Here is an 18,096-nt window from a genome sequence, read left to right on the forward strand (position 1 = left end):
TAGACAGAAAGCCAATTGTAGTCGGGCAAAGTGGGTCTATTTTTGTTTATCCTCTTCAGTAGGCAGCCTGACTGCTGCGACTTGTCATGGCCTGCAGTAACCGTTATAACAATAGCGTCTGACCTGTCAGAGAGGAAAAACTATGGCCAGGTTAGCACGCGCTCGTGATACCACTCAAAATCGCAATGTTGTTTAACGATGCTTTGGCCGCCTGAAAGAATACCGTCGCATCACTACCTGTTATGACAAGACGGCGATAAACTATTTGGTAATAGTGAAACTGGACTGCATCCGGCTTTTTTTACCAATGGTTATGCAATGAAGGGACACCGCCCAAATGACATCAAGGCGATTTTTCCCAACGCAGGGGGACCTACTACCTATGAATATAGGTAAAAAAGACTACCAATTAAGAGTGCCATAGCTTTACCAAACGTGGTTGTAACGAATAGTGATGTCAAAGGAAACCCGAGCCTTTACATCAATGTGAAATATTACATCAACACCTCTGACAATGTTTGCCGATAACTTTTTCGATGTGATTAATGCATAACTATTTACATAGTAAAAAGAGTGTCTGCCTGCTGTTTTTTTGTCAAGATATTCTATAAAAGTTTTATGCGTGAACTCAACCCTATCGCCGATGTTACTCATTTTTAAATTTAATTATAAAAACAAAACTCGAATTATATATTGTCGGGAGGTTTGGAAGTTTATTCCTGTTTTTTCTGAGCATGCTGATTGCAAGCATTGCATTATGAGACGGTAGCTACCCCATCATCGCGGGGGCGGGTTTCAGCGCCTTGACGTTAGCGATTCTTTTTGGAATTACTCATAAGTAACACCATCTACCCCAAAATTTGGCAAAAATGTGATGATGGTGTTTTGTTTTCCAAACAGTACTTGTTACGTAAGGGTATCAGTTTATACGGATTCCGACTGACATTTTCATAAATTTCAGAAGTGGATTTCAAAGGTGTCGTCATCGATATATTATAACTATCAACCACTTTTTTCTGGCCTGTTTATTAGGAGGGAAAATGTTTCATATTGATAAGCATACCCTTTGGTTAATCGGTGCAGGAAGTGATATGTGTGGATAAGTCACAATTTTAGCAGCAAAGTCAGTAATCAAGGCTAAAGGCAATGAAGTTGCTGTCGCCATAGTCACGGTCGTTATTTTCGGCACTCTCGCCATATTTTTATATCCCGCAATATACCCATTATTGGGTCATTGGTTTAACGCAGAAACATACGGTGTTTATATTCGCTCCTCAGTATACGAGGTTGCTTAGGGTGTTGCCGCAGGTCAAGCCATACCATCTGGTGCTGAAAACTCTGTATTGATTTCAAAAATGCTGCGAGTAATGATGCTTCCCCTTTCCTTATGCTGTTAGCCACTCGAGTAAAAAAAGCTGTCCCCAACAGGTGATGGTAGAAAAAGTAAGGTTACCATTCCATGTTTTGCCATTATATTTAATTTTTAACTCTTTCCACCTGCTCCCGTACTTGAGCATCGCGAACTATGTAACAGTTCCCCTTGTGGTTAATACAATAGAACTCTCTAAACTTAGTGAGAGAAGTAACAGGATGACTAAAAACACCTTAGAGTCATTTATGGACTGACTCCGCTACGGCAACTCTTTGATAAGAAAATAAAAAACCAACTTTCCACGTAAGCGGAACAGCACCAAATCACTAAAAGTGGTTTGGTTGTTCTGTTTAATCAATATTTAGCTTAGATAGTACATGCTAAGCTACCCACACTAATTTCTGGTAACGCTATGCGTCCGCGATATAAAAGGGTTTTAAAAGATGATTACACACTATGCATGTTCAGTAAAAGAGAGCTGGATTTTTAAAAACGGAATGTCTGCATTAATGTTATTCGCTTTGTTTTCATTCGATGCTAATTCAACTATCAAAGAAGGTGAACAATACTCTGTTCTACAACAACCTGTCGCTCAGGCTCCCGACGTTATCGAGTTCTTTTCATTTTATTGCGGACCCTGCTATCAGTTTACGCAGCGCTACCCAGTCAGCGAGGGGATTAACCGTGTCCTGCCTGCCGATAAAATGGTCACCAAATACCACGTCAGTGCAATAGGGAAACTGGGAAATGAGCTGACCGAAGCTTGGGCTATCGCAATGGTCATGGGAAAGAGTGATGCTATCGAAAAACCATTGTTTGAGGCAGTGCAAAAAACTAAAAATTTGCGCAAAGCCAGTGACATTAAAGCCATTTTCTCCCATGCAGGGGTGACACCTGCTGAATATGAAAGCGCTCAAAATAGTCTGGTGGTGAAGGCGTTAATCGCGAAGCAGGAAGCAGCGTTGCAACAATTTTCGGTGTCTGGCACGCCATCGTATTACGTTAATGGTCGCTATAAAATAAATAATTCTGGAATTAATGCTGATACGCCTGAAGGTTACGTCACCGGGTTTGCCGGAGTGGTGAGCTATCTGTTGGAGCTGTGACCTAATACTTCAGAAAGATCACGTTATACTTCTGCGGATGATAGGCTCTGACTTTTCAGATGCTGATATTGCCCTTTCCGTACCATGTGCTTTGGTTCAATACCCACCAGGAGCGTCCGGGTCCGTCGAAATGATTTGAATCCAGGCATCCTTCGTAACTTTCATTTGATATTGCGGTGAACCTGCTCAACAAGATTATTCAGATACTTGTTTTGCCTGACGAGGATGTTCTCCTCATCAGGTTTACCAGCAGAGTAGCGTTATTGACACCGCTTTATCTTTCGTCACTATTTTAGGTTCATCCGTGATGACGGATAGTCTTGCGAAAGAAGCGCAATGCCGCTACTTCATTACCCAGACGGTCAGCAAAATGCTGATGGTCTGACCTGAACTGTCAACAGCCCGATACATATATCTCCACTGCCCTTTGACCTTGATGTAGGTTTCATCCAGTCGCCAACGGCACCCTACACACACTTATGATGGAGAAATGCTTTATCCAGTAATGGCACCAGGCGTATGACCCTGCGATGGGGTGTGGAATAGTCAACAACAATACCACGCTCTGCCATTATATTTTCCAAATCGCGCAAGCTCAGTGAGTAAGTCAGATACCAGCAAACACACTAGCCGATAATGTCGACGAAGTAATGTTATCTTTTGAGGTTTTTTGGAGCAAAGGCATTAATAGTTAGCATCATAAAAAAACAGCATGTTATTGGAAGCTATCTTAATGCGGCAGAACCGGTTTTCTGTGCCCAAAGAATCTACTAACGAGTATCCATAGGCAACAACGCGCGTTGGTTAACAAAAATACTGCGTCAATGCACGAGATTTTTTTATCTGTATAAGTGGTAATTATAACGAAAACTATATATTTAGATATGTTAACGAAATAATGTAAATTTGCAGTCATCATGTTAGGGACCGCAGGGAATGAAACCCTTGCTCTAAACTTAAGGAAGGTTGCTTTATGAAGGCTCGTTTAAACAAGGTGGCTCTACTGTCACTTTCACTGATTTTTTCTGCTAATTCCCTTGCTGATAGGCTGCAGTGTGAAAACACCGATTTCACATTGCAAACTCTTGGCACAGGCGGCCCAATCACCGATGATCAACGGGCTTCATCCGGCGAGGTTATCTGGTTGAATGGCAAATCCGCTATTCTGATCGATGCCGGTGGTGGTGTGTTCTTACGCTTTGGTCAGTCGGGAGCCCGGCTGGAAGATCTTAAACTGATCGGTATCACCCACTTCCACACGGACCATGTCTCTGATCTGGCGGCTATCCTCAAAGGCGGTTACTTCTTACGCAAAAAGGAAGTGATTGATCTGGCTGGCCCGGCTGGCGGAGGGGCATTCCCTTCTATGACGCAATATTTCCACGATCTGTTCAAAAAAGAAGACGGTGCTTATTCATACCTGAATGGTCTGTATAACGCCACGGATGGGTTGCAACTGGAAAGTAAGGTCAAAGATATCGACTATACCGCGACAGAGCCGCAACTGGTGTATCAGGATGCTGAGATGAAAGTTACCGCTCTGGGGATCCCGCACGGCGATGTGCCTTGTCTGGCATTCCGTATCGAAACCACAAAAGGCACTATAGTCGTCTCCGCCGATCAGAATGGTAGCAATAAGGCCTTTGTACCTTTCGCCAAAGGCGCTGACATGCTGGTGATGCCCCTGGCGATTGACGAGAATGCCGATACCGAATCGAAATTTATGCATGCTGCCCCGGATGTGGTCGGTAAAGTTGCTGCCGAAATTAACCCTAAAGTGCTGGTACTGAACCACTTTATGGGCAAAGGCCTACGTCTGAAAGATCAGTCACTTAAGACAGTGAAGCAGTATTACCGCGGAAAGGTTTATACCAGCCGCGATCTCTCCTGCTTCCCGATTTCATTAGCTGATGGGAAGGAATAATTAATGAAAAAAGATATCGCATTGTCAATCATGGTGGGCTCTGTGCTGACCGCAGGAATGATCGCACCGGTTTCTGCTGCGGATGCAGAGAATGTGGCCAATAAGATTGAAAACAAAGCCCCGACCAATAGCGGAAAATGTGCCAGCGGTAAATGTGGTACGGAAAAAATCTACGGACAGGCTAACCTGAAACACGATCCACAGGATCAATTGGTGCGGGCCCGCGATGGTAAATGCGGCATGACAGGTGAAGGTGTTAAAAATCAGGAATCCCCGCAACAGGTAAATCACGGAAAATGTGTCAGTGGCGTATGCGGGAAATAGCTAGGAATAGTGCCGGTATCGGGCTGCGCAACGAGCACATACTGGCGCTGTTACAGCAACCAAAGCGCCAGGGTATCGATTTTCTTGAACTGGCACCCGATAATTGGATGAATATTGGTGGCGCAAAAAAGGAGTATTTAGCGGACGTCAGCAAAAAATATCCCCTGATTGCCCACAGTCTGAGCCTGTCGATCGGCGATGTCTGTCCATTGAACGAAACATACATTAACGATGTGCGCCGCTTTCTGGATGAATACTGCATCGATATTTACAGTGATCATCTGTGCTTTTCCCGTGACTCGCATGGGTATCTCTATGATTTACTGCCAGTGCCGAGATTCGCCGATACGCTGCCTTATCTCGCGCAACGTATTGATCATGTGCAGAACCTGTTGGGGCGGCGGCTGGTACTTGAAAACGTCTCCTCCTATCACCGTTATGCCGGTGAGATGCCGGAATCTGAATTCTGGGGAGAGCTATTGCAACGCAGTGGTTGTGGCATGTTACTGGATATCAATAATGTCTACGTCAATGCCTTTAATCACGGCTTTGATGCGCTTGACTATATCCGCAGTATTCCCGGCGGCGCAATTGTGTATTACCACATCGCGGGCCACCTAAAATATGAGGAGTTTCGGCTCGATACACACGGCACGTCGGTGCAGGAAGATGTGATGGAACTGGTCAAGCAGACGTTTCATCTTCATGGTGACAGGCCGCTACTGCTTGAACGGGATAACAATGTGCCACCGCTGGATGACCTCTGTGAGGAACTGGCAGCACTCCGGGCATATATTGCGTAACCAAGGAGGTATTGTGAGCACGCTACATACAGTGCCTGTATCACTTGCAACCGTAGAAGCTGAGTTTTCTGCCCGACTACGCGCCAGTGGCACAGCAGCTGAATCGTATACCTGTGGCATGAAGCTGTACCGCAAAATCGTCAGGGAAAATATTAGTGGTGTACTGCAAAGCGTTTTCCCGCTGTTTTGCCGTAGCCTGGATGAAGCGGATATTCACCAGCTTGCGGATGCATTTATTCAACAGCATCAGGCCAGTCAGCCGGAGTTTCATCAGGTGGCAACGGAGCTGCTACTTTTCATGCGTGACAAAGGGCAACTATCAGCACGTGATCTGGCATTGGTGGAATATGAATGGCTGACTTACGCAGTGGAAATTGATGACAGTGAGGTTCCGTTATCACAATTTATAACGCTGCATCCTGAACAGTTGAATGGTATTGAGGTCGAGCTGAATCCGACGCTAAAAATAATTGCCTTACCATTCTGGTTAAAAGAGGGAGAACTTTATTATGAGGAAATGCCACTTCTGTATTATTACGCACTTTACCGTAAACATAATAATGTGCTTTATCAGAAGAGGCTCAGTCTGGTCGACGTGCAGCTATTATCGGAGCTTAATGACCGGATAATGATGGTGAGCTTGGAGCAATTGAAAAATAAAGCCGCGCGCTATTCACCTGAATTACATTTTCACTCATGGCTGGTAGCCAACAATAACGATGAACTATTGTCATTAAAGTTCAAGGGATAATATTATGCTTACAAAGCTGATCTCATGGTACAATTTAATTGTATCTAAAATCATGAAAGTTGATTTCATTGCATTATTGCTTATCCGCCTTTATTTAATTCCGGTAATTTACGAAGGCGCACATTCCAAAGTGATGGGTTTTAGCGGTACGGTTGCCTGGTTTTCGCAATCAACAGCTGAGGGGGGGCTTGGGCTGCCGTTTCCATGGTTGCTGGCGTTTCTGGCCACCTCAACCGAAGTGCTTGGCCTGATCTGCATCGCTCTAGGTCTGTTTACCCGAATCTTGGCCATTCCGATGATAGTGGTTATGAGTGTCGCCAGCCTGATGGTTCACTGGTCACATGGTTGGCTGGCCATTGCCAGCAATAGTATGGAATCCTCTCAGCGTATGACGGCTTTCCTGCAATGGCTGATTGAGAACTTCCCGGGCCGTTATAACTATATTACCCAGTTAGGTGATCCAATTATTCTTAATAACGGTATCGAATTCTCTGCTACCTATTTCATCATGCTATTGGTTCTGCTGGTTTACGGCGGTGGTAAATATGTCAGTGTCGATCACTGGCTGAAAAAAATTACTCCGGTCTGGCGTAATAAATAATACAAAACCGCTCTTAAACACGGCAGAATGCTCAGTATACACCGGAGCATTCTGCCGTGTTTCCCCTTTTTGCCGGACTAAAAGTGTACTTATGTTTGATCTTGATGGTTAGGAGATTGAATCGCCTCTTTGAGATAGAATACCATGAACGGTATTTATCTCTCACGGACTAACCTTGATGCCGCTTTTGTTAGCCAGCCAAGCTTTGATTTACCGCCACTGCTGTACTGCGATGGCGTAAGTCCGAGCCAGACTGCGAGTTGGCGTCCATTCTACCGATACTGGCGACCAGCGCACATGCCGTTATGGGGCTAATCCCTTTCAGTTCCGTCACCCTCTGACTACGGTGATCAGCTTTGGCCATACGAGACAGGATCCGATCGTATTCAGCGATGTTATCTTCAATGCGATTAATGTGTTCCAGCAGGTTATCAGCACATTGCTGGGCCTGAAGCGGCAAGGAGTTCTTCTGTTCAGACACGATGTGGCGCAGGGTATCTGTACTTCTCTGACTGGTTCGCCACCGCACCACACAATGCCCGGGACGTCACGCCGGATGTCAGCCCTGACTATGTCACTGCTGACAAACAGCTTAACCGTAAACCTGACGGGGGGGAGTACATTCCGGGTCTGGGCATTCATTCCCGTAAAATAAAATACATTCCTGGAAAAGCCATCAGTCAGCAGATGCTGGACCAGATGAAAAACGAGGATTATGTCGGCGTCTACTCCCCGCTTGAAGGGCTGGACGTTTCGCATGTGGGTATTGTGGTCTGCCACGACGGGCAGGTATGGTTCAGGAATGCCTCTTCGCTGGCCGCCAGCAGAAAAGTGGTGGATTCGCCGTTTCTGGAATACATGCGCGCGAAACCGGGCATGGTCGTGCTGCGGGCCGAGTGACCCGCCCATTACCGGAACCGCTGGATGAAAGTATCTCCGAACAACTGGATATCATTAACACCGCGTTCAGGGTAACCGAAGCGGCCTGTATGGCACATGCCCGATGCAAGATCCACGATGTTCATGTCCGCCACCCAACAGTAGTGACAACAGAAGCGCTGAACCGTATCGGGGCGCTGTACGCCATCGAGTCGAAGATCCGCAGCAGTCCGGCAGAAGAGCGACTGACCGCCAGAAAAGCCAGAAGCGTTCCGCTGATGCAGTCGCTGTTCGGCTGGATATAGCAGCAAATGGGCACCTGTCGCGCCACTCAGATGCGGTGAAAGCATTCGCATACCTGCTGCAACAATGGGAGGCGCTGAACCAATACTGTCGCAATGGCTGGGTGGAGATAGACAGCAACATGTGCGAAAACGCTCTCCGGGTGGTAGCTCTGGGACGCCGTAACTACATGTTCTTTGTCCCTGATGGTGGCGACGACAGTGCGGCAGTCATGTACAGCCTGATCGGTAGCTATAAACTTAACGGCATCGAGCCAGAAGCATGGTTGCGTCACGTGATCGGCGTTTTCAATACATGGCCAGCTAACTGTGTGAAAGAGCTGCTTCTCTAGAACGTCACTCTCTCTGTAAAGTAATTTTTACCCCACGTCCTTCACGTGGCGCTTACTTTTTTATAGCGCTTTGCTTGCCATGTGTTGTATCGCCCGTTGCGCTTATTCGCAAATACATCAATTCTCTGCTAGGCCAGTTCTGCCATGCAGACTGTGCGACTCAACATCTGCATCCTTCCCCTCCAACCGATAGCATATTTTTCGAAGTTTTCCCGGGTCAGTTCAGCAAAGGGCACGTAATCGTAACGGAATGTACGTTCACAAAATCTGGTATGTGACTAGCAGGAGAAGTCACTGCCGTGTTTGTTATTTCATTCAATTCCATGTTCACCAGATCTTCCAAACGGCTTGGGGGTGAGCACTCGGCAGACAATGCCGTTGGATTTATATAATAACGAATTGGTTAACAGCCGCCGAAGGCCATGACGGGATTGCTGCTAATAAATGCAGCGCCTTTTAATCAAATAACTAAACCGGGTAGGCATCTATACGGAATGTTCAACGCAGTTGGACCCCTATAAATTTTTATCTTGCGCTTTTGTATAGCAATAAGCAGTTAGTATTTTTCCTTAGACACGATCAATAAGGAGCAATATTGCAGGATGTATGCAACGCCTGCTTTTGTTGTGAATTTAACCGATGGATGCAATCTTGGATCAAAAAAATAAAAATTCGCTCTGTTAAGCACCTCCATTTCGGAGGTGCTTAATGTGAACTATTCTGATTGATTTTGGCGCAAGCTGCTATACGTACTGGAGTTTTGCAAAATAAAATGGGCTCACTGACTTCTCCTCATTTGCATCCAGAAAATCAGCCCACCACTGCAGCATCAGCCTGCACTCATCCAGAAATTCCGCTTTATGGATATAAGCCGCACGTATGCCATTTCGCTCCTGATGACTCATCTGGCGTTCCACTGCGTCCCTGGACCATAATCCTGACTCAATTAATGAACTGCAGGCCATTGCCCTGAAGCCATGACCACATACATCCACTTTCGTGTCGTAACCCATTAGCCGCAATGCGTTATTCACGGTATTTTCGCTCATAGGTTTCCATGGATTGTGATCGCCGGTGAAAATTAGTTCGTGTTCACCGCTGATGGTGTGGCTCTGCCTCAGTATTTCCAGCGCCTGACTGGAGAGCGGTACCAGATGCTCTGTACGCATTTTGGAGCCACGATGAGAGTACTTAACCCCTTCAATAGGTTTCCGTTCGGGATGTATGGTCCACATTGCTTTCTCTAAGTCGATCTCAGACCACCTGGCAAAGCGTAATTCACTGGAACGAATAAAGATAAGCAGGATGAGTCTGGTCGCTAGTCGGGTGAGTGATTGCCCTCTGTAGGCATCCAGTCGTTCAAGAAGCTCTGAAATACGATTTAAAGCGAGGGCAGGGCGGTGCTGACGTTTAAAGCGCCAGCCATATCCACGGCAGGGTTATAACTGATCATGCCTGACTGGGCAGCATATCGCATGATTGCGGAGATGCGCTGCTGAAGGCGGGCTGCAATCTCATATATCTTTTTGGCTTCGACTGCTTTAACGGGGATAAGTAAATCTGGAGTCCTCAGGGTGGTAATATCACGTGAACCGATAAAGGGGAAAACATGAGTCTCGAGACTTTTCAGTATCTTCTTACTATGTGAGGCTGACCATTTTTTATTGCTCTTATGCCACTGTCTTGCTATGCCTTCAAATGTCTGAGCTGCTTCGGGTACAGACTGTTTGATTCGTTTCTGTTCGCACGGATTTTAGCGTCAGTGAGCGCCATTGGCGGTATCTCCTGATAGTCAAAGGGGTATAAATTTTATCGAATCAGACTATACCCTCAGTTGTACCCTCGCGAGGGACTTGATGCGGGTTGAAGTTGATTGAGTTGGGTGGAGTTAAGGGAATGTAGAAGTGTTAATTCTGGCGGGCTTGGAATGCAAAAACGGACCTCCGTGGAGGTCCGTTGATATGAATTTGGTGCCCGGACTCGGAATCGAACCAAGGACACGGGGATTTTCAATCCCCTGCTCTACCGACTGAGCTATCCGGGCAACGGGGCGCATTAAACTAGATTCGACACGCGTCGTCAACGAAATTTGTTTGTTTCGCGACGGACTGCGCAAACTCTCGCCATTTTTACAACAGTGCTCAGTATCAGCGTCTATAACAGTGTCGGTTTGTATGCGTAATAACTGAATTTATAACGGTTTTCATCACGATTTTTCTGCCTTATCCGATGCATTCATGCATATCGATAGCATCTTGCACCCTCTTATAAAAGGTGCAATCATTGCGCGAATTTTCTCCTCTATCCTCCGGGGCGCCAGTATGTTTATCGTCAAACATCGTTGCCAGACTCACTTCGCGCTGCCGCGAGGGCGTTCCCTTATCTTCGCAGAATCTTCTATGCTCACCATGCGGTGAGGCCGACGCACGCTCACTGCAGGACAGCAGTAAAACCAGAGACCGTCTGCTTTTACTGATGTCTGGCGGTCGGAGCTGGTTACCAGTCAGACCCGGACAGTTTGTGGGCGCGATAGCTGTCGCGTCCGGGCATTTTACTCTCCCGATTTGGGTAGTCGCGCTTATGAAAACATTGCACATTGCCGCAAGCCACGAGCTTGTCTCACGCCTTTCCACTCACCGTCGCGTGGTGGCGCTGGACAGCACCGACTTCACCGACGTGGCGGCAGTCGTCATCACTGCTGCGGACAGCCGCAGCGGCATTCTTACTTTGCTAAAGCGCACCGGTTTTAACCTGCCGGTGTACCTGTTCTCTGAGGAACCGTGCGATGTACCTGAGGGCGTGAATGCCGTTATCGGTGGTAGCATGCAGCAGTGGCTGGAGCTGGAGGCTGCTGCCGCGCGCTATGAAGAAACGCTGCTGCCGCCGTTTTTCGATACCCTGACGCAGTACGTTGAGATGGGTAACAGCACCTTTGCCTGTCCGGGCCATCAGCACGGCGAGTTCTTTAAGAAGCATCCGGCCGGTCGTCAATTTTATGATTTCTTCGGCGAAAACATCTTCCGGGCTGATATGTGCAACGCCGACGTGAAGCTCGGCGATCTGTTAATACATGAAGGTGCCGCTAAGCGGGCGCAGAAGTTTGCGGCGAAAGTATTTAACGCCGACAAAACCTGGTTTGTGCTGAACGGCACGTCGGCGGCAAATAAGGTCGTGACGAATGCGCTGCTGACCCGTGGCGATCTGGTGCTGTTTGACCGCAACAACCATAAATCCAACCATCACGGGGCGCTGATCCAGGCGGGTGCTACGCCGGTGTATCTGGAAGCGGCCCGCAATCCGTTTGGCTTTATCGGCGGGATTGATGAGCACTGTTTTGATGATGGCTACCTGCGCGACCTGATTCAGGAAGTGGCACCGGAAAAGGCGGCAGAACCACGCCCGTTCCGCCTGGCGGTGATTCAGTTGGGAACCTATGACGGCACGATTTACAACGCCCGCCAGGTCGTCGACAAAATCGGCCACCTGTGTGATTACATCCTGTTTGATTCGGCGTGGGTAGGCTATGAGCAGTTTATCCCGATGATGGCGGACTGCTCGCCGCTGCTGCTGGACCTCAATGAAAACGATCCGGGCATTTTTGTGACCCAGTCCGTACACAAGCAGCAGGCCGGTTTTTCCCAGACTTCGCAGATCCATAAGAAAGATAACCACATCCGCGGCCAGGCGCGGTTCTGCCCTTATAAGCGGCTGAATAACGCCTATATGCTGCATGCGTCAACCAGCCCGTTTTATCCGCTGTTTGCCGCTCTGGATGTGAACGCGAAGATCCACGAAGGGGAAAGCGGGCGTCGTCTGTGGGCGGAGTGCGTCACGCTGGGTATTGAAGCGCGCAAAGCCATTATCGCCAACTGCAAGATGATCAAACCGTTCGTTCCACCGACGGTGGCTGGCCGTCCGTGGCAGGATCACGCCACCGAAACCATTGCCAAAGAACGGCGGTTCTTCAGCTTCGGCCCGGGCGACCGCTGGCACGGATTTGAGGGCTACGCGCAGGATCAATATTTCGTCGATCCGTGCAAGCTGCTGCTGACCACTCCGGGCATCGATGCGGACAGCGGCGAGTACACAGAGTTTGGTATCCCGGCAACCATCCTTGCGCATTACCTGCGTGAAAACGGTATCGTGCCGGAGAAGTGCGATCTCAACTCCATCCTCTTCCTGCTGACGCCAGCTGAAAGTACGGAGAAGCTGGCCCAACTGGTGGCGATGCTCGGCCAGTTCGAACAGCATATCGAAGACGATACGCCGCTTGCCGCCGTGCTGCCGACCGTCTACAACAAATATCCTGTGCGCTATCGCGATTACACTATTCGTCAGCTATGCCAGGAGATGCATGACCTCTACGTGAGCTTCGATGTGAAGGATCTGCAAAAGGCGATGTTCCGCAAGGCGAGCTTCCCGGCCGTAGTGATGAACCCGCAGGATGCCAATATCGAGTTTATACGCGGCAACGTGGAGCTGGTGCGTCTGAGCGAAGCGGAAGGGCGGATTGCTGCCGAAGGCGCGCTGCCTTACCCGCCGGGCGTGTTGTGCGTGGTGCCGGGTGAAATCTGGGGAGGTGCGGTGCTACGCTATTTCCTGGCGCTGGAAGAGGGCGTCAACCTGCTGCCGGGCTTCTCGCCGGAGCTGCAGGGCGTTTACAGCGAGAAAGATGCCGACGGAATCAAGCGGCTTTATGGCTACGTTTTGAAGTAATGCCTGATGGCGGCGCTGCGCGTCTTATCAGGCCTGTGATGGGGATTTTGTAGGCCCGGCAAGCGGAGCGCCGCCGGGCAAGTCAGAGGGATTAGTGTGCGATGGACTGCGACTGCGTACCGGCAGGAACGCGAACGTGCTTATATTTGAACAGCGCCACGAACGCGAAGGCCAGCACCAGTGAGTAAGCCGCGAAAATCAGCCACACGCTCTTCCAGTCGGTAATGCCGCTGGTGGTGTACATCTCCACTACTTTTCCGCTGACAATCCCGCCGAGAATGCAGCCGAAGCCGTTGGTCATCATCAGGAACATGCCCTGGGCGCTGGCGCGGATTTCCGGCTTCACCTCTTTCTCCACGAACACCGAACCGGAGATGTTGAAGAAGTCGAAGGCGCAGCCGTAGACAATCATCGACAGCACCAGCAGCACGGTGCCGAACGGCGTCGGGTCACCATAGGCAAACAGCCCGAAGCGCAGCATCCACGCGAAGATACTGATAAGCATCACGTTCTTAATACCGTAGCGGCTCAGGAAGAACGGAATCGTCAGGATAAACAGGGTTTCGGAAATCTGCGAAATCGACATCATTACCGAGGCGTGCTGCACGATAAAGCTGCTGGCAAACAGCGGATCTTTATCGAAGCTGTGCAGGAAGGTGTTGCCGAACATGTTGGTGATTTGCAGCTCTGCGCCCAGCATCATGGAGAAGATAAAGAAAATCGCCATGCGCTTGTTTTTGAACAGCGCGAAGGCATCGAGGCCCAGCATGCTGCTCCAGCTCTGGTTTTTCTGCTGATTGGAGACCGGAATGTGCGGCAGCGTCAGGGTGAACAGCGCCAGCAGCAGCGAGAGCGCCGCGCCGATATAGAGCTGCATATGGCTCAGTTCAAAACCGGAGAAGCTCACCGCCCACATGGCGATGATGAAACCAATGGTGCCCCAGATGCGGATCGGCGGGAAGTCCGTGACGATGTCCATGCCTGCGGATTTCAGGCGATAGTAGGAGATAGTGTTCACCAGCCCAAGCGTTGGCATATAGGCCAGCGAGTTCAGGAGGATCACCACAAACATCGCCCCCGGCGTGGTCACGCCCGCGGCCATAAACAGCGTACCTGCGCCGACCAGGTGGCAGAATGCGTATACCCATTTGGCGCTGATCCATTTGTCCGCCACAATCCCCAGCAGCGTTGGCATCAGCACGGCGGCGATCCCCAGCGAACTGTAAACGGCACCGATAGCTGCGCCGTCGAATTTGAGCGTGACGAACATATAGGAGCCGAGGGTGGTCAGCCAGCTCCCCCAGAGGCAGAACTGCAGGAACGACAGTGTTTTAAGCTGCAGCTTAAGGTTCATGTTACTTTCCTCACAAAGTGATGCGGGCTGTGTTGCTGTGGAAACATTTACGGGGTCAATTTGATGCAATTCTATCGTTCAGGCGTCATGCGTTTTGTTACCTCCCGCAAATAAATGCAATCTTTTCTTTTTTGCAGAGCAAAAAGGTGACGCAGTTAACGCTTTGGGGCGATCAGAAGGCGGGAAATACGCAGGAAGGCCCGGAAAACCGGGCCTGAGAAGGAATTATTTACGGCGGTAGCTTTTCTGGGTGTTATTCACTTTATACAGATAGCGACGTGACTCCGCTGAAGGATGGCGGGTGGTCAGCGTCTGGTAAACATCGCCCGGCGCCATGCTGTTGATAATGTTGGCAGCCTGAACCTTATCGTTGGAGAACACACGCAGTACGCTCCCTGCACCACCATTGTAGGCGGTGATCACCGCATAGCGGCGCGACGTCGGGTTATCAATACCGTTCAGATAGACGTTGTTCAGCATTGCCAGATAGGCGGTGCCGGTGTCGATATTGCTGGCCGGATCGAACAGGAAGCTGCGGCTTGGCGTGCCGGATTTCCCCTGCGCCTTGTACACGTCTTTCCCGGCGGTGTGCTGCACGACCTGCATCAGCCCCAGCGCATCGGAATTACTGACCGCATACGGGTTGAACGAGGACTCGGTCTGCATAATGGCAAGAATGAGCGACTCGTCCACGCCGTATTTGCGCGAAGCCTGGCGCACCATGCCCATATATTTATGCGCACGCTTATCGAGGTGGTTCGGCACCAGGTTGATCGTCACGCTGTAGATAATGTGCAGCCCGTTTTTGCGGCTTTGCAGACGGTTCTTCAACAGCCAGTCGGCATAATTGGAAGCTCGCCCCTGCCAGCGAATCGGCTGCCCGGTGTTGTCCACTACCTGACCGTAGAGGAACGGCTCTTTGGAGATCTGGATGTCGTCGGCGTCGGAATAGAGATCGACCGAGCCGGGATCGTCGCCCATCAGCAGGGTTTTGACAATGGTCTGGCGCAGACGACCTGCCGGATCGGTGCCCGCGATGGTTTCAAAGGTAATGGTGCCGGCATCAAAGTTTATGTGGCTACGGGTATAATACTGGTCGGTATACTTGACGTAGTCCTTCGGTCCGGCGACCAGAACCTCGTTGTACCCCCAGATATTTTCGATGTTATGGGCAAACTGCCCCATCAGGATGTCAAAACCGTTGGTGTCCTTCACCCAGGCTTCGTTGTAAGGCGTTCCTTTTTTAGAGCCTGAACACGAAATGAGCAACGGCGCAATCAGGGCTAGCGCTAAATATTTTTTCATCATTCCGGGAGTGCGTGTTGGCTGTTATGTCATGCCGGGCGGCGCTATGCGTACCCGGCCTGCTGACGCTGTACGCCCGTGCAACGAAATACCCGGGCAGCCAGTATCATTTTTACTGTTTTTCTGGCGGCGTATAGCCTTCGATGTGAACGTCTTTACCTTCGAAGAGGAAATTCACCATCTCCTGCTCCAGCAGCTTGCGGTGCTCAGGGTTCATCATGCTGAGTTTTTTCTCGTTGATGAGCATGGTTTGCTTATGCTGCCACTGGGCCCAGGCTTCTTTCGAAATTTCATTATAGATACGCTTGCCGAGATCGCCCGGATAAAGCTGGAAGTCCTGGCCTTCAGCCTCGCGCTGCAGGAAGGTACAAAAAATGGTTCTGCTCATGACTATTCCTCTTGATGACCGTCGCTCAGACCAGAGCACCGGTGCGTAACTGCTGTAACAGGCGCTCTACGGGAGCCGCAAGCCCCACGGAAGGCGGCTGGGCTAAGTTATACCAGAGTGCGCTGCCTTCATCCATGCATCCGGCAACGGACTGCACGTGGAGCCACATTGGCACAATATCGAGGTGGAAATGGCTGAAGGTGTGACGGAATGCGGTTTGCTGCATCATCTTACCCGCGTCAATCTGACGCACCGTAAGCCATTCGCGCAACGCTTCCTCGGTGGCAAACTGCGGGAAGCAGAACAGGCCGCCCCACAGGCCGCTTGGCGGGCGCTGCAATAACAGCACTTCATCTTCGTGCTGCATAATGAGGAAGTACCCCACGCGTTCCGGCAGCGTTTGCTTCGGTTTTTTACCGGGATACTGCGCCCAGCTGTGGCTGGCCCAGGCCTTGCAGCCGCTGTTGAGCGGGCAGAGTTCGCATTTCGGCTTTGAACGGGTACAGACCATCGCGCCTAAATCCATCATTGCCTGGTTAAAGCGCTCCACGCCTTTCGCTGGCGTCACGTCTTCGCTGATTTCCCACAGCTTTTTCTCGACGTCTTTCTTACCCGGCCATCCGTCTATGGCGTAGCAGCGGGCGAGCACACGTTTGACGTTGCCGTCGAGAATAGGGAAGTGTTTACCAAGCGAAAGAGAAAGCACGGCACCGGCGGTTGAACGCCCGACGCCGGGCAAATCGGCTACTTCGTCAAACGTTTCCGGAAATTTACCGTTGTGCAGCGTAGCGACCTGCTGCGCCGCTTTATGCAGATTGCGGGCGCGGGCGTAGTAGCCAAGGCCGGTCCACAGGTGCAGCACTTCATCAAGCGGTGCATTGGCGAGATCGGTGACGGTCGGAAAGCGCGCCATAAAGCGCTCAAAATAAGGGATGACGGTAGCAACCTGCGTTTGTTGCAACATCACCTCGGAGAGCCATACTTTGTACGGCGTTTTCTCTGTTTGCCAGGGGAGGGTTTTACGCCCGTATTTGTCGTACCAGTCCAGCACCTGGGCTGAAAATTGTGAGGCTTGCATGGCTACCGATTCACTGTATCAGGGACGCAGATTGCAGCACAGCGACACCGGGCTGTAAACCGGATCTTTCCCAGGCTTGCATACTTCGTCTGAGTTTGGATAATGCCCGTTTCCCGAACACTCACCAGGTAGACAGATTTTTTATGAACAACGACGTCATTTCACCGGAATTTGATGAAAACGGTCGCCCGCTGCGCCGTATTCGTAGCTTTGTCCGCCGTCAGGGCCGTCTGACCAAAGGGCAGCAGCACGCGCTGGACAACTATTGGCCGGTGATGGGCGTTGAGTTCAGCGAAGCACCTGTCGATTTCGTCGAGCTGTTTGGCCGCGATGCGCCAACCACGCTGGAGATAGGCTTTGGCATGGGCGCTTCGCTTGTCACCATGGCAAAGGCGAAACCTGAGCAGAACTTCTTAGGTATTGAAGTGCACTCGCCGGGCGTTGGTGCCTGCCTGGCTTCGGCCCACGAAGAGGGCGTGGATAACCTGCGCGTGATGTGTCATGACGCGGTCGAAGTGCTGCACAAAATGATTCCTGACAATTCTTTAACCATGGTTCAGCTCTTTTTCCCTGACCCATGGCATAAAGCGCGTCATAATAAACGCCGTATCGTTCAGGCACCTTTTGCGGAGCTGGTGAAAAGCAAACTGAAGCTCGGCGGCGTTTTCCACATGGCGACCGACTGGGAAGCCTATGCGGAGCACATGCTGGAAGTGATGTCGTCGCTCGACGGGTATAAAAATCTCTCCGAAAGCAACGACTACGTACCGCGTCCGGAATCACGTCCGGTAACCAAATTTGAACAGCGTGGCCATCGTCTTGGTCACGGCGTATGGGACTTAATGTTCGAGAGGGTGAAAT

At 50.1% G+C, this 18,096-nt stretch carries 13 protein-coding genes, 1 tRNA gene and 7 pseudogenes; 13 read left to right on the forward strand and 8 right to left on the reverse strand.

Annotation, left to right across the window (positions count from 1 at the left end; genetic code table 11):
- Window positions 1–163: 163 nt before the first annotated feature.
- From RTU33_RS21110 to RTU33_RS21120, 3 genes and pseudogenes are all read left to right on the forward strand, one after another.
- A pseudogene (locus RTU33_RS21110) lies at window positions 164–322 on the forward strand (IS5/IS1182 family transposase); the annotation flags it as partial.
- A gap of 321 nt (window positions 323–643) precedes the next feature.
- Window positions 644–1,572: pseudogene (locus RTU33_RS21115) on the forward strand (YeiH family putative sulfate export transporter); the annotation flags it as partial.
- A 243-nt stretch (window positions 1,573–1,815) separates the two neighbouring features.
- On the forward strand, window positions 1,816–2,478 hold the full coding sequence (locus RTU33_RS21120; RefSeq protein ID WP_312629993.1) for a DsbA family protein: 663 nt from the start codon (window positions 1,816–1,818) through the stop codon (window positions 2,476–2,478).
- 23 nt (window positions 2,479–2,501) lie between these two features.
- Here the strand turns inward: RTU33_RS21120 and RTU33_RS21125 are convergent.
- Window positions 2,502–3,163: pseudogene (locus tag RTU33_RS21125) on the reverse strand (IS6 family transposase).
- A 288-nt stretch (window positions 3,164–3,451) separates the two neighbouring features.
- On the opposite strand from RTU33_RS21125, the gene RTU33_RS21130 reads away from it, so the two are divergent.
- From RTU33_RS21130 to RTU33_RS21150, 5 genes are read left to right on the forward strand one after another with little or no spacing between them, the layout of a single operon-like run.
- The gene (locus RTU33_RS21130) at window positions 3,452–4,402 is read left to right on the forward strand and encodes an MBL fold metallo-hydrolase (protein ID WP_312629995.1); all 951 of its coding nucleotides are present in this window, start codon (window positions 3,452–3,454) and stop codon (window positions 4,400–4,402) included.
- Between the two features lie 3 nt (window positions 4,403–4,405).
- Entirely contained in the window at window positions 4,406–4,726 is a 321-nt protein-coding gene (locus RTU33_RS21135) for a hypothetical protein (RefSeq protein ID WP_312629997.1), read from the forward strand.
- Window positions 4,699–5,529 (forward strand): DUF692 domain-containing protein, encoded by an 831-nt coding sequence (locus RTU33_RS21140; RefSeq protein ID WP_312629999.1) that lies wholly within the window; start codon window positions 4,699–4,701, stop codon window positions 5,527–5,529. The genes RTU33_RS21135 and RTU33_RS21140 overlap by 28 nt, the downstream gene beginning before the upstream one ends.
- Before the next feature lie 13 nt (window positions 5,530–5,542).
- On the forward strand, window positions 5,543–6,280 hold the full coding sequence (locus tag RTU33_RS21145) for a putative DNA-binding domain-containing protein (RefSeq protein WP_312630001.1): 738 nt from the start codon (window positions 5,543–5,545) through the stop codon (window positions 6,278–6,280).
- Between the two features lie 4 nt (window positions 6,281–6,284).
- Window positions 6,285–6,881 (forward strand): DoxX family protein, encoded by a 597-nt coding sequence (locus RTU33_RS21150; RefSeq protein ID WP_312630003.1) that lies wholly within the window; start codon window positions 6,285–6,287, stop codon window positions 6,879–6,881.
- 164 nt (window positions 6,882–7,045) lie between these two features.
- Here the strand turns inward: RTU33_RS21150 and RTU33_RS21155 are convergent.
- Window positions 7,046–7,389, reverse strand: a pseudogene (locus tag RTU33_RS21155) (transposase); the annotation flags it as partial.
- On the opposite strand from RTU33_RS21155, the pseudogene RTU33_RS21160 reads away from it, so the two are divergent.
- The 3 genes and pseudogenes from RTU33_RS21160 to RTU33_RS21925 all read left to right on the forward strand — a co-directional run.
- Window positions 7,356–7,781, forward strand: a pseudogene (locus RTU33_RS21160) (N-acetylmuramoyl-L-alanine amidase-like domain-containing protein); the annotation flags it as partial. The pseudogenes RTU33_RS21155 and RTU33_RS21160 sit on opposite strands and share 34 nt — an antisense overlap.
- A gap of 89 nt (window positions 7,782–7,870) precedes the next feature.
- Window positions 7,871–8,196: pseudogene (locus RTU33_RS21920) on the forward strand (transposase); the annotation flags it as partial.
- Window positions 8,197–8,274: 78 nt separating this feature from the next.
- Window positions 8,275–8,394, forward strand: coding sequence for a transposase domain-containing protein (locus tag RTU33_RS21925; RefSeq protein WP_409438268.1), 120 nt, complete (start codon window positions 8,275–8,277; stop codon window positions 8,392–8,394).
- A 743-nt stretch (window positions 8,395–9,137) separates the two neighbouring features.
- Here the strand turns inward: RTU33_RS21925 and RTU33_RS21170 are convergent.
- Window positions 9,138–10,147, reverse strand: a pseudogene (locus RTU33_RS21170) (tyrosine-type recombinase/integrase); the annotation flags it as partial.
- A 215-nt stretch (window positions 10,148–10,362) separates the two neighbouring features.
- A tRNA-Phe gene (locus RTU33_RS21175) sits at window positions 10,363–10,438 on the reverse strand.
- Between the two features lie 536 nt (window positions 10,439–10,974).
- Here RTU33_RS21175 and RTU33_RS21180 point away from each other — a divergent pair.
- Window positions 10,975–13,110, forward strand: a complete 2,136-nt coding sequence (locus RTU33_RS21180) for an ornithine decarboxylase (RefSeq protein WP_312630005.1) — start codon at window positions 10,975–10,977, stop codon at window positions 13,108–13,110.
- Between the two features lie 91 nt (window positions 13,111–13,201).
- Here RTU33_RS21180 and RTU33_RS21185 read toward each other — a convergent pair whose 3' ends face one another.
- The 4 genes from RTU33_RS21185 to mutY form a co-directional block, all read right to left on the reverse strand.
- Window positions 13,202–14,464 (reverse strand): nucleoside permease, encoded by a 1,263-nt coding sequence (locus RTU33_RS21185; RefSeq protein WP_312630006.1) that lies wholly within the window; start codon window positions 14,462–14,464, stop codon window positions 13,202–13,204.
- Window positions 14,465–14,689: 225 nt separating this feature from the next.
- A complete protein-coding gene (gene mltC, locus RTU33_RS21190) occupies window positions 14,690–15,769 on the reverse strand; it encodes a membrane-bound lytic murein transglycosylase MltC (protein WP_312630012.1) in 1,080 nt (359 codons plus the stop codon).
- Between the two features lie 112 nt (window positions 15,770–15,881).
- Complete coding sequence (locus tag RTU33_RS21195) at window positions 15,882–16,157, reverse strand: oxidative damage protection protein (protein ID WP_312630008.1); 276 nt, start codon at window positions 16,155–16,157, stop codon at window positions 15,882–15,884.
- A gap of 25 nt (window positions 16,158–16,182) precedes the next feature.
- Window positions 16,183–17,235 carry an A/G-specific adenine glycosylase gene (mutY, locus tag RTU33_RS21200; protein WP_312630010.1) on the reverse strand — a complete coding sequence of 351 codons (1,053 nt, stop codon included), beginning with the start codon at window positions 17,233–17,235 and terminating at the stop codon, window positions 16,183–16,185.
- A 143-nt stretch (window positions 17,236–17,378) separates the two neighbouring features.
- Between mutY and trmB the strand changes: the two genes are divergently transcribed.
- Window positions 17,379–18,096 (forward strand): tRNA (guanosine(46)-N7)-methyltransferase TrmB (gene trmB / locus RTU33_RS21205; protein WP_312630011.1); only part of this gene is annotated, 718 nt, incomplete at its 3' end.

Origin of the sequence: Scandinavium sp., from assembly GCF_032012665.1 — a bacterium.
Taxonomy (GTDB): Bacteria; Pseudomonadota; Gammaproteobacteria; order Enterobacterales; family Enterobacteriaceae; genus Scandinavium.

Excerpts from the sequence above, each read along its gene's own strand:
- RTU33_RS21120 (WP_312629993.1), top strand. The coding sequence starts at position 1,816 with ATGATTACACACTATGCATGTTCAGTAAAAGAGAGCTGGATTTTTAAA.
- RTU33_RS21130 (WP_312629995.1), top strand. The coding sequence starts at position 3,452 with ATGAAGGCTCGTTTAAACAAGGTGGCTCTACTGTCACTTTCACTGATT.
- RTU33_RS21135 (WP_312629997.1), top strand. The coding sequence starts at position 4,406 with ATGAAAAAAGATATCGCATTGTCAATCATGGTGGGCTCTGTGCTGACC.
- RTU33_RS21140 (WP_312629999.1), top strand. The coding sequence starts at position 4,699 with ATGTGTCAGTGGCGTATGCGGGAAATAGCTAGGAATAGTGCCGGTATC.
- RTU33_RS21150 (WP_312630003.1), top strand. The coding sequence starts at position 6,285 with ATGCTTACAAAGCTGATCTCATGGTACAATTTAATTGTATCTAAAATC.
- RTU33_RS21925 (WP_409438268.1), top strand. The coding sequence starts at position 8,275 with ATGTACAGCCTGATCGGTAGCTATAAACTTAACGGCATCGAGCCAGAA.
- RTU33_RS21180 (WP_312630005.1), top strand. The coding sequence starts at position 10,975 with ATGAAAACATTGCACATTGCCGCAAGCCACGAGCTTGTCTCACGCCTT.
- RTU33_RS21185 (WP_312630006.1), bottom strand. The coding sequence starts at position 14,464 with ATGAACCTTAAGCTGCAGCTTAAAACACTGTCGTTCCTGCAGTTCTGC.
- mltC (WP_312630012.1), bottom strand. The coding sequence starts at position 15,769 with ATGAAAAAATATTTAGCGCTAGCCCTGATTGCGCCGTTGCTCATTTCG.
- RTU33_RS21195 (WP_312630008.1), bottom strand. The coding sequence starts at position 16,157 with ATGAGCAGAACCATTTTTTGTACCTTCCTGCAGCGCGAGGCTGAAGGC.
- mutY (WP_312630010.1), bottom strand. The coding sequence starts at position 17,235 with ATGCAAGCCTCACAATTTTCAGCCCAGGTGCTGGACTGGTACGACAAA.